Source organism: Paenibacillus sp. 8b26, from assembly GCF_050626875.1.
In the GTDB taxonomy this organism is placed as follows: Bacteria; Bacillota; Bacilli; order Paenibacillales; family Paenibacillaceae; genus Paenibacillus.
Map to the genome: position 1 here is coordinate 6,048,524 of NZ_CP192445.1, position 25,771 is coordinate 6,074,294.

Genomic DNA, 25,771 nt, shown 5'->3' on the forward strand with positions numbered 1-25,771 from the left:
GTTTCCGGAAGAAAAAAAGGATATATAGGAGGAGACATCATGAATCAAGCCAAGGAATCATTAACTGATAAATTGCAAAAAATTGTCGGGCCATTTGCAAAAAAAGTTAATGGAAATATTTATGTTTCTGCAATTAGAGACGCAATGTTAGCATATATGCCATTTACATTTATTGCTTCAATATTTTTAATTATCGCTTATTTTCCAGTTACACAAGTAACCGATTTTATAACAAGAATGTTGGGTACTTCGGATGCAAGTGTATGGCAAGAAAAGTTATTGTATGTAAATAATGCGACATTAGCAGTAGGAGGATTAATTGTTGTAATTTCAATGTCGAAATCCATTGCAGATAAATTAAAAACAAACGTACTGCAATGTATAATTACGGCTGTTGTATCCTTTTTATTAGTTACACCACTTAATATTATAGATGGAGTCATGTATTTGGACATTTCTAGAATAAGCGCCAAATCCATGTTTTTGTCCATTCTGATTGGGATATTTAGCACTCTTATTTATAAAAAAGTCGCAGATAAGGGTTTGAAAATTAAAATGCCACCCTCTGTACCGCCAGCAGTAGCAGGACCATTTGAATCAGCCATTCCTTCTTTTATTGTTGTTACATTCTTTTTGTGTGTTAGGTTAATGATTGAGTTGTTATTCAATACTAATGCACTTGATCTAGTAAACAATATACTGGGGAAACCTCTAACTTATTTAGGAGGTTCTTTAATTGGGCTAGTTATTGTTAAAATTTTTGAGCAGTTTTTATGGTTTTTCGGATTGCATGGAACATCTATCATCCAAGCTGTTATGGATCCTATTCATCAGGTACTTGAAGATCAAAATAAGGTGGCTTCGATCGCTGGAGAGTTACCAATGAATATTATAAGTATGAGCTTTAGAAATCACTTTGCTGGAATTGGTGTCATAGGTGCAGTGGTTGCAATTTTGATAGTGGCAAAAAGCAAACAGTATAAACAAGTGGGGAAAATTGCAGGTGCTCCATATTTGTTCAATGTTGGTGAGCCAGTTCTGTTCGGGGTTCCGTTAGTGCTCAATTTTAGTTATATTTTTCCTTTCATTTTTTCAAATGCAATCTCTACGGTAGTCGCATATTTTGCTTTTTCAGCCGGATTAGTTCCTTTACCTACCGGTTTGGCGCAAATTCCATGGACAACTCCTATAATCATTAGCGGTTACTTAGTTACTGGTAGTATTAAAGGAGCCCTACTTCAATTAGTTTTATTGGTTATTACCACATTAGTTTGGCTGCCTTTTGTGAAAATGGCAGATAAAAAAGTGTATGAAGAAGAACAGGTAAGTTTAACAAAATGATAGCAGCAATGGCCATTTAGGCAATCCAAATTGTTTTAAGAAAGGTGAATAGTGATGAAACTATTAAGTGCATTTTTAGCTCTTTTCTTGTTTGTCTCTTTTACGAATGTAAAAGCACCGGCTGAAGCAAAATCCTTTACTTTGAGTCAAGTGAATTCCTCAGGAACCGCACCTCATTATTATAAGTATGATGCAAGTAAAAATGGATTTAAAAGTTCCCGGTCGGATATTCTTTCTCCCAGCTACTATGTTTATGCCGGAAATCTCACCTTAGATGAAGCGAAACAATTAATGAGCAATTTGGGCATCGTGGATAATGTAAATGAATGGGGATCCACCATTCGTTTCATTAATCCGCTTAATCCGTCAGGGTATGGTGAAAAAGATGCTGAAGTGTTTATAGATTTGTTATCAAATGAAATTGTGCGAAATGTAAAGGTAATCGGAATTGATGAAGGTGCAACTTTTGTGAATAATCATTTGTCAGACAAAGGTTATGCTCTAGCTGGTATTATGTTATATGGGGGTTCAATTGACAAAAATCGAAGCTTGGGTGTAGCCATTCCCGCCTATCTGAGCAACCCATCTGAAAAAGTGCTTTCGTATTATGTTAAGGGAAACGCAGCTACCGAAAAATCATCACCAGATAAAACGATAAAATCCTATGTGAATGAAAAGGATGAATACAAACAAGTTATAGCCAGTACACAACGTGAAAGTTTGTCAGAAGCTTTTCAAAACGCATGGAAAAAGGTTTTTTTAAAAAATTACCGCATGCACAATGAAGTAACAGAATTTTATAATTCAAACCCTAAGGATTATACGAATGAATATCCTTTGACAGGTATTCCATTGTTTGAAGATTTGCACCTTACGTATAATCAAATGATTGATCAACCGGTTAATGGCACAGGGATGTATATGTGGTATGAATATGTTCCTTCAGATATTAAAACATTTACGGAAAAAACGGTTCCTCTGATCGTTACTTTGCATGGAACAGGCAATGATCCCCGAATACAAGGCGATACTAGCGGGTGGACAGAGTTAGCTTCCAAAGAAAAGTTTATCGTTGTTTCCCCTGAGTGGGAGGATAAGAGCAAGAATTTTAATCATAATGACGGTCTCGGAGATGCGGGCGTAGCAAGCTTAGTCAAAGAGCTTCAAAAGAAATACCCGCAAATTGATCCATCAAGAACTTATATTACAGGTTTGTCAGCGGGTGGCTCTAAAACTTCCCTTTATGGAGTGAAGTATTCTAATATTTTTGCAGCCGCTGCCGCTGTCTCTGCTCCTGGTGTGGATAAGAAGGAAATTACTGAAATCTCAAAAAACTATAAAGGTGGAGCAGTTCCTTTTATGTATGTGTGCGGAGATCATGATTACCTGCAAATGATTCCAGTGGATGGCTCCAGTAAGTATGGTAAACCTGGTAAATTCGAAGAAGATCCGAATGTTAGTATGTTTGAAGTCATTCAGGCCTATCAACGCATCAATAAATTAGAAGTATCTGGAACGTATGACATGAGTGTAAATGAATACTATGGAGTTCAATTGGATGATCAGAAATGGTCAAAGCTGGGCGATAAGGATATGTATATTGGTACATTATCCAATGATCAAGGTGTAGTGGTTATGAAGTTAGCTGCGATTAAAGATTTGGCTCATTGGAACTATAAACCGGAAGCAGAGCTAATGTGGAATTTCTTGAAAAATTATCAAAGAGATATTGCCTCCGGGGAATTAGTTGTAAGCAAGCATTGATCGAGCAAGCAACCAATTTTTAGTAAGGCCCGCCTTTTTTGAGGATTGCGTATATGTGATGAAGCAAGCGATCACTGCAACTTACAAGGCGTGCCTTTTTTTCAATTGTATTATTCCAGTTTTTTTGTGGTGTGTAGTTTGCGAAATTCATTTGGAGTCAATTGGTATGTTTCTCTAAATTTCTGATAGAAAAAAGTGATATTGTTATAACCCACTTGCTGGCTTATGTGCTCAATCGAATAGTTTGAGTTTTTGAGCAATGCGCAAGCATGGTTTAAGCGTATCTCTTGAATAATTGCAACAAAGGATTTTCCGGTGCTGCTTTTAATATATCTGCTTAAATAACTTGTATTGAAGGAAAATTTAGCAGCTATATCGCTTAAACTACACTCTCCATAATGCTCCTCGATGAACTGTAAAACATCGCCTATATAATGATGATTGGCTTTACTTAATTCCATTGACTTTTCTTTGTTATAAGACTTTAACAACTCCGAAAATATAATAATCATGTAAGCATTAATTACATCAGCAGAGTAAAAGGACTTATCAAAGTAGCATGCGATTAAGCCGTTGACTGCATCAAAGAGCTGTTCACTCTCTTGAGTATTAAAAATAATATATTGATCATGATTTTGAGCTTCAGAAATTGAATTTACAATAAATCGGGAAATAATGCTGTTAGAGGCTAATCTGCTTAGCATGTTAGATGTAAAATATTCTTTTTTCATAAGTATATTGACGAGAATATCATTCTCTGTAGTATTTAAAATTTGGTGAATTACATCCGTATCCAGTATGCATAAATCTCCTTTATTGAGGGTAACTGTCAGTCCATTTATATTGATTTGGACATTTCCTGTATAAACATAATTTAATTCGATAAAATCATGTGAATGCAGAGGAGTGTAGGAGAAGCGATTGTGTTTAAAAATTAAGAGAGGAGAGTTTTTAATATGTTTTGAAATTTGAGGATTTTTTTCCATTAATTTGTCAAGATGCTTCTCAAAAGTATATCTATAAACATTTTCTCCGTTAAATGTTCTGTAAATATCAAACTGGTTGGAGTTGTCTTCCATTCTATCAATCATTGATTCTTTGAAATATAGCTCTCGTTGCGTGAACATTTTCAAAAAATGGTACACCTCTTTTTTGTTCATAAAGCATTCCTCCAATGTAAAAAAAGGTTATTCATTCAGTCAAAACAAGTCATTAAAAAAAACAATTTATTTGATAAAATTATAGTTGTTAGCGCTAACATAATAATATTCTTTGCTGATTTAGTCAATGAAATATGCAAGTAAAAAAATGACAGTAATTTACATTGCTGAACAAATGGAAAGAGAGATGTTATACGTTGAATACTAACAGCAGCATTAAGATCAATGGTTTAGATACTGCGTTTTCAGTAGATTTGGAAAAAGACATTTTAGTGGATTGGAGCAGCTCTGACTTTAGTCAGAAAAGTTATAATCTGAAAATGATCTGTGGAGATGAAGTCGTCTTTAAGCAAGAAAATAGGTGTAGTTCCAGAAAAAGAACATTTGTTTCTATTCCATCAGTGTTCAGATCAAGTGTTAGGAAGAAATACGTGCTGCAGCTTGATATAACTTGTGAACATGAAGAACAGTATGATTTGGAAAGTGCTTTCTATTCTGAAAATCTGAATTTGAAGCATGCAGAATGGATAACAAGATTAGACAATCCGATTGAGAAAGAGTATGAGTACTTTCAAGAAAAGGCGAATATTGTTTTAGAAAAAGAATTTGTTGTAACAAGTGATTTTAAAAAGTCTTTTATCGACATTTGTGGACTTGGATATTATTCGTTGTTTATCAATGAGGCAAGGGTGCATGATACTTATTTGACTAGTGATGTCACTAATTACGACAAGATAGTATATTATGACACGATTGATATCAGTAATTATGTTCACACAGGTAAGAATAAGGTGAGAGTTGAGTTGGGAAATGGTTGGTATAATCCTGCTCCTATTCTAATCCTTAGCAGATATAATATACGCAAACAGCTGGCCATAGGAAAACCATGTTTATTGGCTCAAATTAGCTTAACTATGTCTGATGGAAGCACGGAAATGATCAATACTGATAATACGTGGGCATCTAGCTTCGGTCAATATTTGTCGAACAATGTATATATTGGAGAACATTTCACGGATGCTGTATCTAATGAATCAGCAATCACAACTAAGGTGTACGGTCCCAGCGGAAAGCTAACTCCGAGTTCGATTCCTAAAGTGAAAAGAAAACAAGAAATTCATCCTAAAATGATTGAATCAGCTAAATCTCATATCATTATGGATTTGGAAGAAATCATTTCGGGACAAGTTGCTTTTGATATTCAAAAAGAATTTATAGGAGAAATTACTCTTTATTATGCGGAGGATATGGGGAGTAATCATGAATTGAACTTTTCAACAAGTATCAGTGGTCTTTATGGGTTATCAGATAAAAAGAATAATATTCGTTCAGAGGACCCTGTCATTCAAAAGGATAAAATAACAAAAACCAAACCGGAGCAGTTGCATTTTGAAAATACCTACACGTACCATTCTTTTCGTTATATTAAAGTGGAATTTAAACCTGCAAATCAAGTAAATTCAAATCATGATCATAGTGGTATTTTGGAAAAAATCGTTTCGTATCGTGTTCACACGGATTTGCAAAAAATATCAGCTTTTTCATCTTCCAACACTGAACTGAATGCTTTGTGGGATGCAAGTACAGATACCCGGTTGAACAACATTCATTCTTATTTCGAGGATTGCGCAAGAGAGCGATTTGGATATGGTGGAGATATTGTAGCACTTTTGGATACGCAAATGCTTACTCTTGATACAGAAAGCTTGCTCAAAAAAGTATTTTTAGATTTTGCTGCTGATCAGACGATGCAAGGAGGAATTACACAAACAGCCCCTTATGTCGGCATCATGACTCATGGACCTTCAAATGGTTCTGGCTCGATCGGCTGGCAATTGGTTTTTCCTTCCTTAGCAGATGCGATCTGCAATAAGTATAAGGACACAGGTTTTATAGATAAAAATCGAGTCTATTTGGAAAAACATCTGGATTATCTATTGGGCTTTGATTATGACTATATCAAGCACTGCTGTCTTGGTGATTGGGGATCAGTAGACACAACGATTCAGAATGGAAAGATTTATACGCCGGACCAGACCTTTTGTTCTGCATGCATGTATTTGCTTATTCTAAAACGATATAAAAAGTTGTTTGCATCACTTGGTGAATCCGGTTCAAGGTACGATCTGCTCTTGCATAGAATAGAATCTGTCAAAACACGAATTATGGATGAATTTTATAATGAAAAAGGTTACTTTGCCACTGGCTCGCAATCCAGTTTTACGTTTGGTATTCAAGCAGGATTGCTTGATCGTGAAATTCAATCTCTTGTTGAAGGGAACTTGCTGAAAAAACTTGAACAAGATGCATGGATCTTTAAATTTGGGATTTTTGGCATGTCGTGGGCATTTGAAACATTGTCTCAATTAGGTGAAGAGCATCGTGTTTATCAGTGGTTGACTCGAAGCGAAATGCCGAGTTATCGAGCAATGCTTTCGAGAGGCAATAAAGTTCTTAGTGAATATTTCCCGACACAAGCTTCTAATCCAATGCATTCAAGTGCATCTTATAACCATGCCATGTTTTCATCATATAGTAGTTGGATTATACGTAATCTTATTGGAATTAATACTTCTGAACACAATGATCAAGTCATTATTCAGCCTTACTTTCCTAATGAATTGGATTCTGTATATGGAGCTATCAATACATTGTACGGCAAGGTTTCTCATGAGTGGAAAAAGCAAGGTGAAAGGAAATATAAGTTGAATGTAAGTTTACCGTTAGGAATGAAATATTCCATAAAACAACATTCGGCTCATAACATTATATCTCAAGAAACAGAAGCAACTAAACAAAACAGACTTATAACAATAGTCTATGAGGTACTAGGTTAGTATAAAAAGGTCATTATGTCTAATGGGGAGAAGTTGGAATAAGCTATCGTTGGTTACTATCAAATATCCTTTATATTTTGCCGTTTCAATGTGCAAAGTTTGATCTGTATAAGTATTATTCCCATCGTTACAATATAGGTAACCGGTTATTCCAAATGAAATATGGCCATGAAGGAATTTGAAGCTTAGAGTACGAATGCAGATGCAGTAAAGCAAGTTGAATGAAAATGAGGGATGCTATGAGGGAGCATACAATACTGAAGATTTTGTTCAAGAAGAAGCTTCCCGTAAAAATAAAAGAATTGGTTGCAGAAATGGGGCTTTCCGAAAGAACTTTGCGGGAAGTCATCCACTCGCTAAACAAGACTGGCGATGAGCATGGTTTTCAAGTTCAATTGATTCGAGGTCAAGGATATTCTTTATGCATTGGAAATGAGTCTGCTTTTGCCGAATATATGCGCGAAGATGAAGACAAACGTATAGACCTGAACAATAAGGAAGAACGGCAACATTGTCTCTTGGCCAATCTGCTTAGGCATGATTCGTTTCAGTCTATGGAAAAACTGGCGGATCAAATCGGAATAAGCAGGTCAACGATTCTTTCGGATCTTAGAGAGGTTGAAGAACAGCTCAAACCCTACAAATTATCCATTACTCGAAGATCTTATTACGGAATTAAAATTGAAGGTGATGAGAAAGACTTTCGTAAGGCATTTTCACATATGGTACTGCAGAGAGCCGATGCTCCTCAGGAAAAAGAGAATTTTAACACCTTCTGCCGCCAGTTTGATTCCGAAAAGTTGAAACTCTGTTTGCATCAATTATGTACGGAAAACAACTTGAAAATATCCGACAGCTTTTTAAACAATTTGCTTATTCATTTGTTTATTTTGTTGTACCGGGTCTGTCAACGAAACATGATTATTGATGGTGAAATCAGGAAGGTCGCTCCGATTTATGTTAATATAGCACGCGGTTTAGGGGCATGGATAGCTGAAACTTACACTATTAAGCTGCCTGATGAAGAAGTGGATTATTTGGCGCTGCACATTTCCGGAAAAACGACAGCTCAGAATATCGGTGTTGAAGCGACCTGGAAACTGCGTGAAGATATGGGAGAGATATTGTACACTTTGGACCAGGAGTTTCTGACCTGTTTCAACGAGGATGACGAACTGCGGGAAGCTCTGCTTATGCATTTGTATCCATTGCTTAATCGTCTTTATTACAATCTTCAACTGGAAAACCCGCTTGTTGAGAACTTATATAGAGAATATGCAAATGTGTTTGTCATATCTTTTCGATTTGCGGAAATGTTTGAAGAAAAATACGGGTTTAAGATATCACGTGACGAAGTTGGCTATGTTGCGCTTCATTTCGCCACTCATCTGGAACGAATGAAGCAATATAATTTGGAACAGTTCAAACGGATTGCGGTGATTTGTTCAACGGGAGCAGGCAGTGCCAACCTGATTAGATTAAAAATTGAAACTATATTTCCGAAAGCCTCGGTGATAACAGCATCGTTTCTTGAACTGGAGGAAATCGGGAAAATGCCGATCGATCTCATTTTGTCAACTATTCCGCTGGAGTCAAAAAAGATTGAAAAACCTTTTATTCATATTAAAGAATGGCTGGATGATGCCGAGGTCAAACGGATTCAGGAAACCATTTCTCTAAATCTTAACCCGGTAAAGCCTTCGTACAAAATAACGGACTTCAAAGAATTGTTTCAGAAAGACTTATTTTATTTGACCGGACCGGACAATTATAAACAACTATTGAAGCAATATTCCGATGAAATTGTAGACAAGCATTACGCTGAAGAAGACTTTACAAAACAGGTTCTACTCCGAGAAGAAAAGTTTACGACCATTTATAAAAATGGAGTTGCCGGGCCTCATCCGATGAGGATGGGTGCAATAAAAGATTGTATAAGTGTAACTATTTTAAGGAAACCGCTTTCTTTTGAAAAAAAAACGGTGCAGATCATATTTCTCATCAATTTGCGGCAAGGCCAATTGTTTTTGCATAAAGAAATAAGCAAAATGCTGCTTCATATTATGGAAAACGACGAAAGCAGAAAGAAGTTGCTGGCCATACAAAATTTTGATCAGTTTATGGATGAATTAGACCATATGATATAGGAGTTGGCGAGAAATGGATTACGAACAAGCAGTTATGCAATTAATTGCAAGCAGCGGCGAGGCAAGAAGTTTGAGTTTAAAAGCCATTCGAACTGCACGTGATAATAATGTGCAGGGGGCGGAAGAGGTGTTGAAACAGGCCAAAGAGCAGCTTACTAAAGCGCATAAAGTTCAAACAGGCTTGATCCAGGCTGAAAGCCGGGGGGAAAAAAACGAAGTCTCCCTACTAATGATTCATGCACAGGATCATCTCATGAATGCCTTGACCGTACGCGAACTGGCTATAGAAATGGTAGAGGAAATTAAAATAAGAATCGAGCTTGAAGACCAATTGAAAGGAAGAGTGAACTAAAATGAAAAAGATATTGCTGGCTTGCGCAGGAGGATTTTCTACAAGTATGCTGGTGGAGAGAATGAAAGAGGCGGCTCGTGCACAAAATGTGGAAATTGTAATCGAAGCTTGTAGTGAGAGTAGCATAAGAGAGCATATGCCGGTCAATATTGTTATGCTGGGCCCCCAAATGGGGCACGCGGAAGATGACGTGAAGAAAGAAGTGGGCAACGAGATTCCAGTCACTGTAATCAATATGATGGATTATGGAATGATGAATGGAGCGAACGTGCTGAAAACAGCGCTGGATATGATTTAAATCGCCAACTTTATAAAACGTTATCATTCCTCACATTTAAACCTTTAAGACTACTTATAAGCAGTCTTAAAGGTTTTTTGTTTCTGTATCCATAAGTTATGTTCAAGCATCCATATTTTGAAAATTCGATAAAGTAAACAACAAAGGTTAGATATTGATATGTTAAAACTACAGAATAGAAAATTTATCTCGCAATAAATATTATGTTAACTTAGTAGCGAATAGATGTTATTATCTTTTAAATGAGAATGATAATCATTATAATTGTAATCATGAATAGAGCTTGCATGCAATGCAAATCCAAATAAGGGAGGAAGCGATAACAAGATGAAGATACATAATTCTCCGTCTACATTTAATGATTACTATAACCAGATAGCGGATTCAAACCTTATAAATGATAAAAATGAACTCACTCAAGCGGTATTGAAACATGAACATATTTATCATATACCCGAACAATGGGGAAGTGGTGTACATCGTACACATTTTTTACGTAATGGCTTCGAGCTTTCGCATAGTAAAATGCTATTTCATGAGCCAGTCCAGATTACAAGAAAGTTCGGTACACCTTATTTAGAGCTAGCGCTGAACATCGACTATTCAGCCGCCTGGTCCGTGGATGACTTTCGTTCAGAGCGTGAGCATGGAGGACATGTACAGCTTATTTACATGAATGATGTGAAGATCCATGCGGAAATGCCAGCAAGCAAGGCGATGAATCACATGGAGCTGCGTTTTAATCCCTTCGTACACTGGTTCAGCCCCCAAGCCTGATTCGGTTAGCACTATAAATGAACAAAAGCTTAAAAATGGCTTTAAAGAGCTATTCGGCACGACTGTATTTGGCTTTGTGCGCCAGCAAAGACTGGAAAAAGCCAAGCAACTCCTGGAACAGGAGCAGATTTCCGTCAGTGAGGCGTCAGCGATAGTCGGTTATAGCAACTTTAGTCATTTTGCCGCGCTATTCCGTAAAACATATGGCTATAATCCGAGTGTCTACCGAAAAAATAAAAATTTATCCTCGTTAGAATATCCTTCAATTTTATAAAATTCTCCTTCCAGCGTTGGTGATTCTCCCGGAATTGGCGGCAGGAAGCAGAATGCGAGCCGTACAATAGACTCAGGCTCAAGCATTTTGTAACTGCCGTGATCTGAAAGGAGAAATGATTCATGCAACAAAAAAAGGGCATAGCCCGATTGCTGCAAATCGCCGGGGAAAAACGCGGGTTGCTGGCTTTTTCTGCTCTATTTTCCGGTTTAAGCGCCATTTTGATGCTGGTGCCTTATGCTTCGGTGTATGTTGTGCTCAAAGAGCTACTTGAGCACGCTGCAAAACCGACAACAGCAGATGGTCCATTTATGGTTCGGTGGGGGCTGATCGCTTTAGCAGGTCTGTTAGCCAGCCTTATTACAATGTACATCGGCGGACTTATCTCACATATTGCAGCTTTCCGTATTTTATACGGCTTACGTGTCAAGCTGTCTGCGCACATCGGTAAACTCCCTCTAGGATGGCTTAATGGCACTTCTACGGGGGCAGTCAAAAAGACCTTGGAGTAAAACGTAGAAAAAGTAGAGACGTTTGTCGCTCACCAATTGCCTGATTTAGTGCAGGTTATCGTGACAGCAGTAGTGATGGTTGTGGCCATGTTTAGTTTGAATATATGGTTGGCTCTCGCTTGTATCGTACCGATTTTGCTTGCTTTCACCGTTCAAATGACGCTGATCGGCGGTTCCAAAACGCAGGACAACGTTAGGGAATATTACAATTCACTAGAACGTCTGAACGGATCGGCTGTGCAATATGTCCGTGGTATGCCCGCAATCAAGGTATTTGGACAGACGGTGCATTCGTTCCGTAAGTTTTACTCTGATATGGTGCATTATCGTGAATATTGCGTGAAATTCACCGACCAATTCCAAACAGGTTTTCTTGTGTTTAAGGTAATGATTAGCTCATTCGCCGCTTTTGTACTTCCTGTGGGCGTATATCTGCTAAGTGGTAACCCAGGAAATGTAGCATTTGCTTCGGTGCTGCTATTTTTTCTAGTCATGGCCCCAGGAGTTTCATCTCCAATGTTTAAAATCATGCACCTCATGTCTTCCATGCGTGATATTGATGAAGGTGTTAATCGAATTGACCGTATTTTTAACGAACCTGCAATGCAAGAGCCGACACATCCGTTGAAGCCGACTACCTATGATGTGCAGTTTGAGCAAGTTTTCTTTTCCTATGGAAGCATAGAAGAAGTAAATGAGCAGGAGAACGGAGACGAAAATCAACCGACTCAAGTGTTATCTGATATTACTTTTACGGCAATTCAAGGGGAAATGACCGCTTTAGTCGGCCCCTCTGGTTCCGGTAAATCGACAATCGCCAATTTGGTGCCGCGTTTTTGGGATGTACAGAAAGGAGCAATCCGTATTGGTGGAGCAGATATCCGCCAGATGAGTACTTCCAATCTAATGGACACGGTTGCTTTTGTATTTCAGGAAACATTTTTGTTCTATGATTCCGTCTTTAACAATATTGCCGTGGGTGATACAAAGGCGTCTATGGAGCAGGTCATCGCCGCTGCTCAAGCCGCGCAGTGTCATGAGTTCATCTGTAAGTTGCCGAATGGCTATGATACGCCTATTGGAGAAGGAGGAGTGTATCTATCGGGTGGTGAAGAGCAACGGCTTGCGGTAGCACGTGCCATTCTCAAAAATGCGCCCATTTTAGTGCTAGATGAAGCCACGTCATTTGCTGATCCTGAAAATGAATACGAGATGCAATTGGCTTTGAAGGAACTGATGAAAAACAAAACGGTCATTGTTATTGCACATCGTTTGTCTACTATTCGGCATGCGGATCAGATTCTGGTGCTTCAGGAAGGACGCATTGCTGAACGGGGGCAGCACAACGAGTTGCTGCATGCAGACGGTCTGTATGCCCGCTTATGGCGAGCCTATACGGATGCTGGGCAATGGCAGATTGGAGCAACAGAAGAGGAGGCGGCTAATCGATGAGAATACTGCAAAATATAACGGCTGGACATCCACGGGCACTGTTAAAACCGGTATTATACACAACCTTGGCCAATATCGTAGGTCTCGTTCCTTTTGCATTGCTGGTGGGGGCAGCCCGTCTGATTTTCGAGCCTTTCATGCATCCGGGAACTTCGCTCCAATCCACTAGCTTATGGTGGATTAGCGGGGGGCTGCTTCTGTCACTTCTTCTGCTGTTTCTGTGTGAGATACCCGCGTATCGTTCCCAATATCGTGGAGCCTATGATGCATCGGTAACCGGGAGGTCGCGTCTGGCTGAGCATTTGCGCAAACTGTCTCTGGGATTTTTGAACAAACGGGACCCGGGTGACCTGGCAAATATGATGATGGGTGATTTTACGATGGTGGAACATGGGATTTCCCATTTGGTTCCGCAAATGATCGGGGCAGTTACCATGCCACTGCTGGCATTAATCGGATTAACCTTTTTAGATTGGCGGATGGCGCTGGCTTTGTTTGCTGCTTTTCCAGTCGCCCTTTTGTTGGTATTGCTTACTTTCACGTATCCAGCGACGGCTGGGCGCCAATCATATGCGTGCCAAAATCAATGCTGCCAATCGCCTCCAGGAGTATTTAAATGGTATTCGGGTGATTAAAGCCTACCAGCTAACCGGAGAGCGTTTTGTCCGGCTGGAGCTTGCATTTAAAGAGCTGATGCGGCACAGCATCCGTATTGAAGGGTTGTTAGGACCGATTGTATTAGCTTCTATTGCTTTTCTGCGGTCTGGCTTGACTTGGATGGTTATAATCGGGGTGTATCTACTACTGGGGAGTCAGATGGATGTAATCGTTTTTGTTTCTTTTCTAATCGTAGGAACACGTATTTATGATCCGCTGACCACTGCGCTTGTAAACTTTGCAGAGTTTAGGTATCACGAGCAGGCAGGGGAGCGAATCGTCCAATTGCTGAACGAGCCAGTGATGCCGGGTGACCAGTTGTCTCCGGAAGGACACGACATTGAGCTGAGACACATACGCTTTGGGTATGGTGACCAGCCTGTACTGCGGGATGTGAGCATGTCTATGCCATTTCAGGATGTATATCTGTTTCAAGATACCATTGCAAATAATATTCGATTTGGTAAAAGCAGTGCTACGCAGGAAGAAATCGAAGCTGCTGCTCGTCAAGCTTGTTGCCACGATTTTATAACGAAGCTACCAAAGGGATATGACACTTGGGTAGGTGAGGGAGGCAGTACATTGTCGGGTGGCGAAAAGCAGCGGATTTCCATTGCCCGTGCTATTCTTAAGGATACGCCGATCGTCTTGCTGGATGAGGCTACATCTTCACTGGATCCTGAGAATGAGAAGGATATTCAACAGGCCATTAATCGCCTTGTACAAGGGAGAACAGTCATTGCTATTGCTCATCGCCTCAAAACGATACGAAACGCGGACCGTATTGTGGTATTGGACAAAGGAATGATCGTGGAGCAGGGGCGACATGATGAGCTGTTGGCTGACAACGGCCTGTATGCACGATTGTGGAAAAGACAGCATGAGGTGAGAGAGTCATAATCCGTATGAAATCATGATACAAATATAAGAAACCGCCTCGGGAGGATGCATATTATATCTCCAGAAGCGGTTTCTTGTGCCGTTATTCAGAATCATCAGCTATGACAATGAAGTGGTCAAATATCTAATCATTTAAAAATACATAATAAATATTATGTTAACTAAAATGTATATCTTCACGATGAGGATTTGCATCCGATGTACGTTTTAAATCTATAGTGATATAATTACGCGTACATGCCTGAGAAGGAGCGTATGAAACGCAAATGAACTTTCAAGTGGACTTTTTATCTTTTTTTGTAATTCAGGTAGACGGAAAAGAAGGACAGGGTGGTAAGTCCTACAAGCATTACGCTACGATGGATGACTATGATTATGACGAAAGCGATGTTAAAAAATTTCTGGATGGGGAATTTGCCCGCATTAGCAAGCGGAAGGTCGAGAAAAATCCGAGCACAGAGCAAGCACCGACCAAAATTGGCCGCTTTATCGTCGAACCGGAGCATGAACTGAGCAGTAATCCGAATTTCAATATGTTCGCCCGGCTGCGGGCAGCAGAGGATAAGGAAGATTTTAAAAATGCCTGCGATGATCTGGTGCGGATGTATCTGGATACGAGCGCGGTACGCGGCGGAGCGTTGATCATTGTACAGGCTACCTTGAATACACACTCCGATGATCCGTTTATTTTTGTGCTCAAATGTGATTTTGAACCTAAAATTGCCAGGATTACCGAAAGCAGTCTGGTCAGTGAGGTCGAAATGGCCATTTCAGCCCGTAATATGAAATCTATCATGTATCCTTACATGCTGGAGGAGGGGATGAACGATGAGTGGGAGCTTAAAATTCACCAGTCCTCGCATGCCCGGTATTTTGAGGATTTTCTGAAATTTGTGACCTACGAGCAATCCATGCCAGAAATCGTTAATGAGCATGTCATGGGCTTCGTCCAGAACTATGTAGAGACGAAATGGCCAGATGCTTCCAATGAGGAAAGACAGCAAGAGGAACGTGATCTGGAGCTGTGGGCAGCCAGTGAAAAACGGGATTTGCAAGGGAAATGGGAGCCCCTTCAGGTCGTAGAGGCTGCGCAGCATATTGTTGAGCTAAAGCCGGAAATTGAAGTTCGCTTCAAGCTGGATGATACGGCCGTGCGTGGGCTACTGTCCGACTTTGGCGCCAAGCTGCATATCACGAAACTTCATGATAGATATGCACTTATTATTGAAGGTGATGCATTTACGTTTGAAAAGGGATTTTCACCGATTGAGCTGCTTCAACCTGAATCGTTCGAAACGGTGGCTGAGCGATTGAAAGAGAAGCGCCAGCAAGAAGACGAATTTGCCGATGGCAATACGCCGCCTTGGTAATCTGAGTAAACTGTTTACGATAAGCTGAACTCTTATATGACATAATCAAAGGGCCTCTCAACGGTATTTTCGCCGCTGTGGAGGCCCTTTTTGTCTACAATTTCAGTTTGTTCATCTACAAGTTGAGTTTACTGATTTGATCTTTCAGCTTGTCCGCAGATTGATTCAGCCCTTGACGTTCCTTATCATTCAGTGGAAGATCCAAAATTTCGCGTACCCCATTGTGATCTACAATACTCGGGACACCCAGGTAAACGTCAGACACTCCGTTATAATCTTCCAGCAAAGTGGACACATTAAGTACCGACCCTTCGTCTCCCAGAATGGCGGCTACGATACGGTCGAGAGCCAGCCCGATGGCGTAAGAAGTCGCGCCTTTGGCATCTATAATTTCATAGGCTGCATTTTTGGTACTTTCAAAAATCTCATTTTTCGTTTCTTCACCCAGCTCCAATGGAGTTCCTGCGATGTTGGCCATGCTCCATACAGGCAGCTCGGAATCGCCATGTTCTCCAATAATATGGGCGTGGATGCTGCGAGGATCAATGCCCTTTTGCTTACCGATCAAATAACGGAAGCGTGCGCTGTCCAGCAGTGTACCTGAACCGATAACTCTGCTCGAAGGCCAGCCACTACGTTTCCAGGAGATGTAGGAGAGAATGTCCACTGGATTGGTTGCGATCAGCAAAATGCCGTGTGTGTTGACCTTGACGATATTATCAATGATGCTTTCAAAAATTTCGGCATTACGCTTGAGCAGATCAATGCGTGTTTCTCCCGGTTTTTGTGATGCGCCTGCTGTAACAATGATGATATCCGCATCACGGCAGTCTTCATAATCACCCGCCCACACTTTGACACCGCCGAGAAAGGGGAGCCCGTGATTCATATCGAGCATTTCTCCCTGCGCCTTTTTGACATTAACATCAATAAAGACAAGTTCTGACATGCGTTGGCGTAGCAGGAGGGTGTAACCGGTCGTTGTACCGACCGCTCCCATGCCGACAATGGCCACTCTGCTTCGTTTGTAAGGTTTTAAGCTCATAAAATCCTCATCTCCTTCTCGGGTTGCATACCTTTTCATTTTTTAATAATACAAAATTTATCTTTCCAACTTAGTTTACCGTATATGTGCCCTTCACTGCAAAGAAATATGACATTTCTCCTTGACTTCAAACAGGGACTCGCTAATAATTAATCGAATGACAGAAACACACACTAAAGCGTTGCAGTAGTAATATTGGCGTAGGACATTATGGAAAGAGGATTATGATTATGGACTTATTTCGAAAAAAGACAGGGATGCTCCCGCATGGAGAAAACGGAACGACGGGTCACTTGAAGAGAACGATGGGTGCCTTCGATCTGACTATGCTGGGTGTAGGATGTATTATCGGTACCGGGATTTTTGTGATCACAGGCAAGGCAGCAGCGGAAAATGCGGGTCCTGGCCTGATGATCTCCTTTGTTATTGCAGGAATTGCCTGCGTGCTGGCAGCCTTGTGCTATGCAGAGCTTTCATCTACGGTTCCCGCTGCCGGTAGCGCTTATGCGTATAGCTATATTGTGTTTGGGGAAATTCTGGCCTGGGTACTGGGTTGGGACTTAATTTTGGAATACGGGGTGGCGGCCGCCTCAGTGAGCAGTGGCTGGTCTGCTTATTTTCAAGGTTTGCTGGCTGGGTTTGATATACATTTACCACTGGCTTTAACCGCAGCCTTCGATTCAGCCAAGGGAACCATTATTGACCTGCCTGCCGTGTGTATTATTATGTTGATCACACTGCTGCTGAGTCTCGGAGCCAAGGAAACGGTCCGATTTAATTTCATTATGGTTTGTGTCAAAGTCGGAGTCGTGCTGCTGTTTATCGGAATCGGAATTTTTTATGTTAAGCCTGCTAATTGGACACCGTTTCTCCCCTATGGTTTTTCCGGTGTTTTGAGTGCTGCGGCAATCGTATTTTTTGCTTATTTGGGCTTCGATGCCATTTCAACGGCAGCAGAGGAGGTACGTAATCCGCAACGGAATATGCCAATCGGTATTATTTCCTCGCTTGCGATTTGTACAGTGCTGTATATAGCGGTCTCGGTTGTACTTACTGGAATGGTACCTTATACGCAGCTGGGGGTAAATGATCCTGTTGCGTTTGCTTTGCGCTTTATTCATCAAGATTTTGCGGCAGGATTGATTTCTGTCGGTGCGATTGCCGGGATGACCACGGTTTTACTCGTGCTGTTGTATGGTCAGACACGGCTAATCTTTTCGATGTCCCGTGATGGTCTGTTACCGATATTTTTTTCTAAAATCAATCCCAAAACTCAAACACCCATCCGAAGTACCTGGCTGGTCGGAAGCATCATTGCATTGGCTAGTGGATTTTTTCCATTACATGCACTGACGAACCTTACGAGTATCGGAACCCTGTTCGCTTTTGCCGTTGTATCGGTTGGGGTGATCGTTCTGCGGAAGAGACGTCCGGATTTGAAAAGAGGCTTTACCGTACCTTGGGTTCCGTTGCTCCCGCTTTTGAGTGCCCTGGTTTGCGTCGGTTTGATGCTTCAGCTTCATATCAGCACGTGGATTGGATTTATCGTGTGGCTTCTGCTGGGTCTGCTGATTTATTTCTTCTACGGATATCACAAAAGTTTGCTAAACCGTAAATCCTAATAGGTATAAATGTTAAAAAGCCGGCATCCTGCACGTAGTTAAGGGTGGCCGGCTTTTTGGTATGAGCATGCGAAAAGTGTCACTTAGGGTCGTTTATGGTATAATTCTGTTTCAGATAAGCTTTTGGCACGGATTACCGCATGCCATCGAGGGAGGATTTTTATATGAAACTGCGCTGGCGTGCGCTCCTGGGGGGAGTATTGCTGCTAACAGGCATTCTGCTGGCTGGCTGTTCTTCCGAACCCACAGAAACCGTAACCAAACCTCAGGTTGAGGAACCGGATGACCAGGGACAAACGATAACTATTAATCCATCATTGACGCCGAAGGTTGGCGATCCCAATGCCAAATATGTAGTTCAGACACGAATAGCTGATTTCCATCTGATTGATGATACCAAAGGTTTCGTTTGGGGAGTTACTCGTAATGAGCTTCGGCTCTATTATACGCATGATGGCGGAAAGACCTGGAATAATATTTCTCCTTCCGAAAACGTTCAATTTCAAGACAAGCTTGAATATGGGAAGGATATTAGCTTTACCGATTCCCGGCACGGCTGGGTTGTTCGTCAAAATCTGGACAAAACGGCAACCGTCATCCTCAGAACCGCTGATGGGGGACAGAGTTGGGACATTTCAGCGCTCCCGAGCGGGGAACATGTGAGCGCTATCCAGTATGTAGATCCGTCTAACGGATGGATTATGGCTTCTACAAACTTGAATGAGCAGGACCAACAAAAGTTGTTGTATCATACCACTGACGGAGGAGCCACATGGAAGAAGGTTGCGCAAAGTGCTGGCATGTCATCCAATGAGTTAGGCTCGGGCTTACCCGATCAGGGCAGCATGGCGGGAATGAGCTTTGATGGCAACAAGCAGGGTTTTGTTGCGATTAATCTGGATAGCAGTGTTAAGCTTTATAAAACTTCGAATCGAGGGAAGACCTGGACTCCGGTAGCCAATAAAATGAATGGTTGTCCTCAAGCAAAAGCCGAAGCTCCGCAGTCTCTTAAAGGAAGTAGTTCCTCGTACTGGATTCCTGTTCTCTGTTATTTGGATAGCGGCACAAAATATAGCGGACTATTTACTGCTGATACAGGCACGCAATGGAACAATGTGTCTTTGGGGCTAAGCAGTAAAAGAAACTCCATTATTCCCGGCCGCACCTTTCTAAATGATAAGGAAGGGTGGATCATAACCCCAGCCGGAATGAGCCGAACAATGGATGGGGGCAAGACGTGGACAACCCTTACTGGCAGCAAAGTGCTGCCATCGAAGCTAAAGGATTACCCGCGATCGGTCAAGCTCCGTTTTGCTTCTTCTACGGTAGGTTGGCTGCTTCTGGAACGATTGGATGACAAGAAATCACTGTTACTTAAAACGACGGATGGCGGTGCCAACTGGAGGATCCTATAACCTTCACCAGGGGGATTGCCCTGTGCTTTCCCCCTCATCGTCCTCAAAAGGTCATGCAGATCTGGGAAGAGGCACAGGGCGTTTTATTTTTAAAAAACTTAAATTTTATATGACAATATGTGAAAAAAATCACAATCTACCGGATGAGTCGCTGTTATACTGAACCTGTAAACAACGATAGGAGTGATAATCATGAGAACGAATCAGGATCATATGTTAACTCAATACTACCTTCAATTTTGTTACACTTGCCAGGATGCCTATGGTTGCACGACTGAAGAGGATTGCAAACAGTGTGCAGAGCGTTATGCGGAAACAGAAGAAAATGAAGTTCTGGATGAGACACAACGTTATCTCCAGCTTGTACATGTATAAACAGATGCGCCATTCTGATATCGCCATATGTTGAGCCTCCCGGATCATTCCGTGGGGGCTCTTGGCGTTCTTGAGGGTTGCTATCAAATTTGGGCAGGAGCGTACATATACTATTACAGAAAGCTTAGGTCATGTGAGGATGCCCGGCCGTTTCCCTGTGGAATGCCTGGCGGAGAGGAGTGCGGTGCATGGGATTTGAGTCATTATGGATGTTCGATTGGCTGGGTACGGTACTGCCCGTTTTTTTCGTAGTCGTGTTGGGTATTGTCGTACTGTCTGCGGGCAAGGAAGTCATGGAATGGAGCCGGAATAAAAGGCAGCCTGTATTGACGGTCGGTTCCCGAATTACGGCCAGAAGGACACATCTCCAACAGAGGCGGCAGGAGGAACAAGGGACTCGTACCTATACTTTCTATTATGTAACTTTCGAGGTGGAGAGTGGTGACCGGATGGAGTTCAAGGTAAGCGGGGAAGAATATGGTCAATGTGCCGAGGGAGATGAGGGGCGGCTTACCTTTCAGGGTACACGGTACATCGGGTTCCAGCGTCTCAATCGCTATAGCTTGGAACAGGTTAAAATGTAGACAGCAGCTTATTCTCTCATTCATTCATGGGCAGCCCCCTGCAATACAACAGGCCAGGGGGCTGTTCTTGTTTCTTGTGCAGTACATTTTGGTACATATAAACTAGGGAAGTGTATAGAGGAGGAATAAGCCATGTCATTTGAGGGACAAGTTGTTATCGTAACAGGAGCGGCACATGGAATCGGAAGAGAGGTCGCTTTGGCCTACGCTGGCAAAGGGGCCAAGGTCGTATTTGCCGATCACAATGAGGAAGAAGGAGCAGCTGTTGCGGCTGCGGCACGGAATGAAGGATATCAGGCGATCTTTGTTCCCTGTGATGTGCGTAAGGAGGAAGATATTGTTGCGCTGATCCGTGCCACGGAAGAGGAATACGGTACCATTCATACGCTGATTAACAATGCATGCGTGTCCAAATGGAAATCTCCGTATGATTTAACGGTTGCGGAATAGGATGACATTTTGAATACGAATGTACGCAGCTGCTTTATTGCGACACGAGAAGCGGCCAAGGTGATGAAGCGCAATCCGGAAGGGGGCTCGGTGGTCAATATGACTTCGACACGGACTTTTATGTCAGAACCGGATACAGAAGCCTATGCAGCGTCCAAAGGAGCCATTGCAGCCCTTACACACGCAATGGCCATATCACTAGGAAAGGATGGCATCCGGGTCAACTGTATTAGTCCGGGTTGGATTGAGACAGGAGATTACGGGCAACTGCGTCCTGAAGACCATCAGCAGCATCCGTCTGGTCGAGTGGGAACCCCTGCCGACATCGCGCGGGCGTGCCTGTATTTGACCCAACCCGGCAACGACTTTGTTACAGGCACGAATCTGGTAGTGGACGGCGGGATGACGCGTAAAATGATTTACGAACCGTAAGCTGTCTGAAGAAATAGTCCCGAATTTCGGGGCTATTTTTTTTATCTTTTTTTCGCTGGAGCTGTCACCCATTGGGCATTTGTACCATACGATACGATATATGATTGAGCAGTAAGGAGGAGAGACGTTGGCTGTTATTAATGTCAACTCAGGGGATGTAAGGACACTCGCCCGGCTTATGCGGGCAGAGGCCGAAGGAGAAGGTGAGCAGGGAATGCTCATGGTCGGTAACGTTGGTGTGAACCGGATTTTGGCCAATTGCCTGGATTTCCAGGGGATTCGCCTCATGAATGACATGGTATTCCAAAGCCCCGGCGGGTTTGAAGCCACTCAAAAAGGGTACTTTTATCAGAGAGCCCGAGATCGGGACATTCGACTTGCCACACGTGTAATCAATGGAGAGAAAATACGTCCGGCATCCAATGCATTGTGGTTTTTCAGACCTTCCGGGGACTGTCCGGGTACCTGGTATAACCAGACTAACACCGGCCGTTACAAGGCCCATTGCTTCTTTAGTCCAACTGCACAGGATTGCCCTGCCGTCTATTAATGCGTAACAACATGAGTTTGTATGATTTAAAACCATTTTAGGAGGAATTAACATGATTTCACAGCAAGCTTACCGTCCTGTCTCTTATCCTGCTGGCGGCGGGTTTCCCGAATGGCCTAGGTTGGCTCCAATGGGAACCATGCAGCCCATGAGCAGCTTTCCCCCTCAAGTCAATAGTGGTAGCGCAATGACACCGACTGGCACAGTGGTACAGACTCAGACTCCACAATATGAGCAATCTTATATTGAAAATATTTTACGCTTGAACTTGGGTAAAACAGGAACCTTCTATATGACGTATGAAAATAACCGGGAATGGAACGCGAAAATATTCAAAGGTATTCTGGAAGCGGCAGGTCGTGACCACATTATCATCAGTGATCCGTCTACCGGAAGACGCACCATTCTGTTGATGGTGAATCTGGACTATGCGACTTTTGATGAACCGCTGCTGTACCAATATCCTGGCGTCATGGGTAATCCGGGCTCGTCCCCGGTTCGATGATGTCTTCATATATATAGTTTATCCCCCAATCCTCTGCCTTACGGCGGGGGATTTATTTTATTTATATTCTTTCTCAAATATAGTAGCTTCCCTTGTGGTAAGAGGCGGAAAATGGCGATTTCCGGTCAAAATGACCGCGTTAGCCGATTTTTCTGACATACCTTGCGGATTGACTGTGTAGTGTATAACTATATAATTAAATATAAGCTGATGAATGGCTTCGTCATTCATGCGAAAATATGGTTTGTGAAAGCCGGAAGGAGTGATTGTGTTGGGAAGTTGACGCTGCTTATGATGTGTTATCGTTCTGTCTATGATGAAATTATCCGAAGGAGGTGCGCCTGTCTGCCGTAATGACGGCTGATGGGGAGCATATTGAGTGACCCTTTACCGAGTATGTTTAACTTATTTATTGTTTTTGCATTAGTATTATTGAACGGTTTTTTTGTATCTGCAGAATTTGCAATGGTAAAAGTCAGAAGCAGCCGTATTGACACATTGGTAGAGGCGGGCAACAAAAAAGCCGTATATGCCGCGAATATATTACACAATTTGGACGCTTATCTGTCTGCCTGCCAGTTGGGCATTACACTGGCTTCGCTGGGACTGGGGTGGATCGGAGAACCGGCCATTGCACATTTGATCGAACCTGTATTTACAGCCGCCGGGCTGGGACCGGTATATGTACACGGTACTGCCGTGGTCATTGCATTTATTGTGATTACGATTCTGCATATTGTGCTGGGTGAATTGGCGCCCAAAACAATAGCCATTCGTAAAGCTGAAACCATTACGCTGTATTCGGCCATGCTGATGACTTGGTTTTACAAGCTGATGTATCCATTCATATGGGCGTTGAATGGCATGGCGAACAGCCTGCTGCGTTTATTCCGTCTGGAGCCGGTATCCGAATATGACGATTCCGCGCATACGGGGGATGAAATACGCATTCTGATGAAAGAAAGCAATAAGAGCGGACTAATTGATAATACGGAATTGGCGCTTGTTGATAATATATTTGATTTTACCGACACGACCGCCAGGGAAATCATGATTCCGCGTACCGAGATGATCTGTTTGTACAGCAATGAGTCCACAGACGAAAATCTCGCGATTGCGACGGAGAGCATGAGAACGCGTTATCCAATCTGCGCCGAGGACAAGGACCATATTATCGGCTTTATCCATATCAAGGATCTTCTGCGGGCGAACAAACTGGATACCCGTACGATGATCCGTCCGATTCTTGCCGTTCCTGAATCAACGCAAATTAGTGATTTGCTCAAACGCATGCAGCGTAGCAAGACACAAATTGCGATTTTGATTGATGAATACGGCGGTACATCGGGTATGGTAACGCTGGAGGATATTATGGAAGAGATCGTTGGTGAAATTCAGGATGAGTTCGATCAGGAGCGTCCTGGTTGTGAGCAGATTACTGACGAGGAATTTTCCATTGACGGTATGCTGTTAATCGATGAAGTGAATGATCGCTTTGGACTGAATCTGGATCATGAGGATTATGATACAGTAGGGGGCTGGCTATACTCGCATGTTGAAGTCATCCCGCCACAGCCGGGTCAGTCTGTAGAATTTGAAGGTTGTCTGTTCGTTGTAGAAGAAATCGAGAACAAGCGGATTTCACGTATCCGGCTGTTGAAGCAGCCAGTCCTTATGGAGGAAGCGGGAGTCTCGTAAATCAGGATTCACCAGATAAAAGAGTAGACATTCTATAATTGAATCATTCTTGAAGCGTCCCTTGAACAATAGAGGGCCGCTTTTTTTGATTTTGGCTTCTTTACACATGAGACATGAATTGATATGATGAACTATATTATTGTCAACCCAAAATAATTTATTTGGTTGACAATTAAAAAGGAAATTTCTCCTGAGAAACGTATCTGTTTACATGCTCATTTAAATTAGGGAGGTACAAAGTATGAAATGGTCCAATGAGGTTATGGATTGGTACTCGCTGGCTGAAAATGTGATCCACGGCGGCAATGTGACACTCGAAGAAGGGTTGGCGGTGCTGGAAGCGGACGATGAGGAAATTTTACCGATTATGCAAGCTGCATTTCGTGTGCGTCATCATTTTTACGGTAAAAAGGTAAGGCTCAACATGATTATGAATGCCAAAAGCGGCCTGTGCCCGGAGGATTGCGGCTATTGCTCACAATCGATCGTATCCACGGCACCTGTCAGCAAATACAGTATGCTGGACAAGGAGTCTCTGCTGGCCGGAGCCCGTGAAGCGTTAGCAAGGAAAGCAGGTACATATTGTATCGTAGCTTCCGGCAAGGGCCCAACGAATCGAGAGCTGGATCAGATAATTGAGGCGGTACAGGAAATTACCAGTACGATGCCACTTAAAATTTGTGCGTGCCTGGGAATTCTCAAAGGAGATCAGGGCCGCCGATTGGCAGAGGCGGGAGTCCATCGTTACAATCACAATTTAAATACGAGCAAGGCCAACTATCCGTCCATTACAACCACACATACATACGATCAACGTGTCGAAACGGTTAAAATGGCTCAATCTCACGGGATGTCACCATGCTCCGGCGTGATTATCGGGATGGGGGAAACGAATGAGGAAATCGTCCAAATGGGTTATGCGTTAAGGGAAATCGGTGCCGACTCCATCCCAGTCAATTTCTTGAATCCGATCCCTGGAACCCCGCTGGAAGGAGCAAAACGCACATCTCCGATCAGAGCATTAAAGGTACTGGCGCTGTTTCGGTTCATTTGTCCATCCAAGGAAATTCGTGTCGCAGGCGGACGGGAGCTGAATTTGGGGACACTGCAACCCTTATCTCTGTATGCAGCCAATTCGATTTTCGTAGGAGATTATTTAACGACAGATGGACAAGCAGTCACAGCCGATCATCAAATGATTGAAGATCTGGGGTTTGAAATTGAGATGTGTGCTCTTCCGGCTGTATAATAGGA

Annotated in this window: 19 protein-coding genes and 3 pseudogenes; 20 read left to right on the plus strand and 2 right to left on the minus strand. The window is 42.3% G+C overall.

All coding sequences use genetic code 11. The annotated features are described in order from the left end of the window. Positions 1–39 precede the first annotated feature (39 nt). Together ACQ4MX_RS28000 and ACQ4MX_RS28005 are read left to right on the plus strand one after the other, a co-directional pair. Entirely contained in the window at positions 40–1,341 is a 1,302-nt protein-coding gene (locus ACQ4MX_RS28000) for a PTS sugar transporter subunit IIC (RefSeq protein WP_431088563.1), read from the plus strand. A 54-nt stretch (positions 1,342–1,395) separates the two neighbouring features. Further along, entirely contained in the window at positions 1,396–3,105 is a 1,710-nt protein-coding gene (locus ACQ4MX_RS28005; protein ID WP_431088564.1) for a PHB depolymerase family esterase, read from the plus strand. 110 nt (positions 3,106–3,215) lie between these two features. Here the strand turns inward: ACQ4MX_RS28005 and ACQ4MX_RS28010 are convergent, their stop codons facing one another. Next, the gene (locus ACQ4MX_RS28010) at positions 3,216–4,265 is read right to left on the minus strand and encodes an AraC family transcriptional regulator (protein ID WP_431088565.1); all 1,050 of its coding nucleotides are present in this window, start codon (positions 4,263–4,265) and stop codon (positions 3,216–3,218) included. Between the two features lie 197 nt (positions 4,266–4,462). On the opposite strand from ACQ4MX_RS28010, the gene ACQ4MX_RS28015 reads away from it, so the two are divergent. The 9 genes and pseudogenes from ACQ4MX_RS28015 to ACQ4MX_RS28055 all read left to right on the plus strand — a co-directional run bounded on the left by ACQ4MX_RS28015 (position 4,463) and on the right by ACQ4MX_RS28055 (position 15,841). Continuing rightward, positions 4,463–7,102 carry a family 78 glycoside hydrolase catalytic domain gene (locus tag ACQ4MX_RS28015; RefSeq protein WP_431088567.1) on the plus strand — a complete coding sequence of 880 codons (2,640 nt, stop codon included), beginning with the start codon at positions 4,463–4,465 and terminating at the stop codon, positions 7,100–7,102. Positions 7,103–7,341: 239 nt separating this feature from the next. Next, entirely contained in the window at positions 7,342–9,249 is a 1,908-nt protein-coding gene (locus ACQ4MX_RS28020; RefSeq protein WP_431088568.1) for a BglG family transcription antiterminator, read from the plus strand. Between the two features lie 13 nt (positions 9,250–9,262). Then, positions 9,263–9,601 carry a PTS lactose/cellobiose transporter subunit IIA gene (locus tag ACQ4MX_RS28025; RefSeq protein WP_431088570.1) on the plus strand — a complete coding sequence of 113 codons (339 nt, stop codon included), beginning with the start codon at positions 9,263–9,265 and terminating at the stop codon, positions 9,599–9,601. A 1-nt stretch (position 9,602) separates the two neighbouring features. Further along, positions 9,603–9,899: a PTS sugar transporter subunit IIB gene (locus tag ACQ4MX_RS28030; protein WP_220025178.1), complete on the plus strand. Its 297-nt coding sequence runs from the start codon at positions 9,603–9,605 to the stop codon at positions 9,897–9,899. Between the two features lie 327 nt (positions 9,900–10,226). Then, positions 10,227–10,676, plus strand: coding sequence for a hypothetical protein (locus tag ACQ4MX_RS28035; protein ID WP_431088572.1), 450 nt, complete (start codon positions 10,227–10,229; stop codon positions 10,674–10,676). 13 nt (positions 10,677–10,689) lie between these two features. After that, positions 10,690–10,950, plus strand: coding sequence for a helix-turn-helix domain-containing protein (locus ACQ4MX_RS28040; RefSeq protein WP_431091431.1), 261 nt, complete (start codon positions 10,690–10,692; stop codon positions 10,948–10,950). A gap of 122 nt (positions 10,951–11,072) precedes the next feature. Beyond that, positions 11,073–12,914, plus strand: a pseudogene (locus ACQ4MX_RS28045) (ABC transporter ATP-binding protein). Further along, positions 12,911–14,471 (plus strand): annotated as a pseudogene (locus tag ACQ4MX_RS28050) (ABC transporter ATP-binding protein). The pseudogenes ACQ4MX_RS28045 and ACQ4MX_RS28050 overlap by 4 nt, the downstream one beginning before the upstream one ends. Positions 14,472–14,737: 266 nt before the next feature. Beyond that, a complete protein-coding gene (locus ACQ4MX_RS28055) occupies positions 14,738–15,841 on the plus strand; it encodes a DUF3900 domain-containing protein (RefSeq protein ID WP_431088574.1) in 1,104 nt (367 codons plus the stop codon). 115 nt (positions 15,842–15,956) lie between these two features. Here the strand turns inward: ACQ4MX_RS28055 and ACQ4MX_RS28060 are convergent, their stop codons facing one another. After that, on the minus strand, positions 15,957–16,886 hold the full coding sequence (locus ACQ4MX_RS28060) for an L-lactate dehydrogenase (RefSeq protein ID WP_014281570.1): 930 nt from the start codon (positions 16,884–16,886) through the stop codon (positions 15,957–15,959). A 230-nt stretch (positions 16,887–17,116) separates the two neighbouring features. On the opposite strand from ACQ4MX_RS28060, the gene ACQ4MX_RS28065 reads away from it, so the two are divergent. From ACQ4MX_RS28065 to bioB, 9 genes and pseudogenes are all read left to right on the plus strand, one after another. After that, positions 17,117–18,508: an amino acid permease gene (locus ACQ4MX_RS28065; RefSeq protein WP_134914663.1), complete on the plus strand. Its 1,392-nt coding sequence runs from the start codon at positions 17,117–17,119 to the stop codon at positions 18,506–18,508. Positions 18,509–18,672: 164 nt separating this feature from the next. Continuing rightward, on the plus strand, positions 18,673–19,923 hold the full coding sequence (locus ACQ4MX_RS28070) for a WD40/YVTN/BNR-like repeat-containing protein (RefSeq protein WP_431088576.1): 1,251 nt from the start codon (positions 18,673–18,675) through the stop codon (positions 19,921–19,923). A 192-nt stretch (positions 19,924–20,115) separates the two neighbouring features. After that, positions 20,116–20,298 carry a hypothetical protein gene (locus tag ACQ4MX_RS28075; protein WP_025684293.1) on the plus strand — a complete coding sequence of 61 codons (183 nt, stop codon included), beginning with the start codon at positions 20,116–20,118 and terminating at the stop codon, positions 20,296–20,298. A gap of 188 nt (positions 20,299–20,486) precedes the next feature. After that, positions 20,487–20,882, plus strand: coding sequence for a DUF2500 domain-containing protein (locus ACQ4MX_RS28080; RefSeq protein ID WP_014281575.1), 396 nt, complete (start codon positions 20,487–20,489; stop codon positions 20,880–20,882). 132 nt (positions 20,883–21,014) lie between these two features. Further along, positions 21,015–21,764, plus strand: a pseudogene (locus tag ACQ4MX_RS28085) (SDR family NAD(P)-dependent oxidoreductase). A 127-nt stretch (positions 21,765–21,891) separates the two neighbouring features. Beyond that, positions 21,892–22,314 carry a cell wall hydrolase gene (locus ACQ4MX_RS28090; protein ID WP_431088578.1) on the plus strand — a complete coding sequence of 141 codons (423 nt, stop codon included), beginning with the start codon at positions 21,892–21,894 and terminating at the stop codon, positions 22,312–22,314. A gap of 52 nt (positions 22,315–22,366) precedes the next feature. Beyond that, positions 22,367–22,819, plus strand: a complete 453-nt coding sequence (gene gerQ / locus ACQ4MX_RS28095) for a spore coat protein GerQ (RefSeq protein WP_431088579.1) — start codon at positions 22,367–22,369, stop codon at positions 22,817–22,819. 396 nt (positions 22,820–23,215) lie between these two features. Then, a complete protein-coding gene (locus tag ACQ4MX_RS28100) occupies positions 23,216–24,517 on the plus strand; it encodes a hemolysin family protein (RefSeq protein WP_431091432.1) in 1,302 nt (433 codons plus the stop codon). A 241-nt stretch (positions 24,518–24,758) separates the two neighbouring features. Continuing rightward, positions 24,759–25,766 (plus strand): biotin synthase BioB, encoded by a 1,008-nt coding sequence (bioB, locus tag ACQ4MX_RS28105; protein WP_431088580.1) that lies wholly within the window; start codon positions 24,759–24,761, stop codon positions 25,764–25,766. The last annotated feature ends 5 nt before the right edge of the window (positions 25,767–25,771 follow it).

Coding starts and splice junctions, on each gene's coding strand:
- ACQ4MX_RS28100 (WP_431091432.1), top strand. CDS start 23,216: ATGTTTAACTTATTTATTGTTTTTGCATTAGTATTATTGAACGGTTTT.
- ACQ4MX_RS28030 (WP_220025178.1), top strand. CDS start 9,603: ATGAAAAAGATATTGCTGGCTTGCGCAGGAGGATTTTCTACAAGTATG.
- ACQ4MX_RS28035 (WP_431088572.1), top strand. CDS start 10,227: ATGAAGATACATAATTCTCCGTCTACATTTAATGATTACTATAACCAG.
- ACQ4MX_RS28055 (WP_431088574.1), top strand. CDS start 14,738: ATGAACTTTCAAGTGGACTTTTTATCTTTTTTTGTAATTCAGGTAGAC.
- ACQ4MX_RS28010 (WP_431088565.1), bottom strand. CDS start 4,265: ATGAACAAAAAAGAGGTGTACCATTTTTTGAAAATGTTCACGCAACGA.
- ACQ4MX_RS28075 (WP_025684293.1), top strand. CDS start 20,116: ATGAGAACGAATCAGGATCATATGTTAACTCAATACTACCTTCAATTT.
- gerQ (WP_431088579.1), top strand. CDS start 22,367: ATGATTTCACAGCAAGCTTACCGTCCTGTCTCTTATCCTGCTGGCGGC.
- ACQ4MX_RS28025 (WP_431088570.1), top strand. CDS start 9,263: ATGGATTACGAACAAGCAGTTATGCAATTAATTGCAAGCAGCGGCGAG.
- ACQ4MX_RS28070 (WP_431088576.1), top strand. CDS start 18,673: ATGAAACTGCGCTGGCGTGCGCTCCTGGGGGGAGTATTGCTGCTAACA.
- ACQ4MX_RS28080 (WP_014281575.1), top strand. CDS start 20,487: ATGGGATTTGAGTCATTATGGATGTTCGATTGGCTGGGTACGGTACTG.
- ACQ4MX_RS28065 (WP_134914663.1), top strand. CDS start 17,117: ATGGACTTATTTCGAAAAAAGACAGGGATGCTCCCGCATGGAGAAAAC.
- ACQ4MX_RS28060 (WP_014281570.1), bottom strand. CDS start 16,886: ATGAGCTTAAAACCTTACAAACGAAGCAGAGTGGCCATTGTCGGCATG.
- ACQ4MX_RS28005 (WP_431088564.1), top strand. CDS start 1,396: ATGAAACTATTAAGTGCATTTTTAGCTCTTTTCTTGTTTGTCTCTTTT.
- bioB (WP_431088580.1), top strand. CDS start 24,759: ATGAAATGGTCCAATGAGGTTATGGATTGGTACTCGCTGGCTGAAAAT.
- ACQ4MX_RS28000 (WP_431088563.1), top strand. CDS start 40: ATGAATCAAGCCAAGGAATCATTAACTGATAAATTGCAAAAAATTGTC.
- ACQ4MX_RS28020 (WP_431088568.1), top strand. CDS start 7,342: ATGAGGGAGCATACAATACTGAAGATTTTGTTCAAGAAGAAGCTTCCC.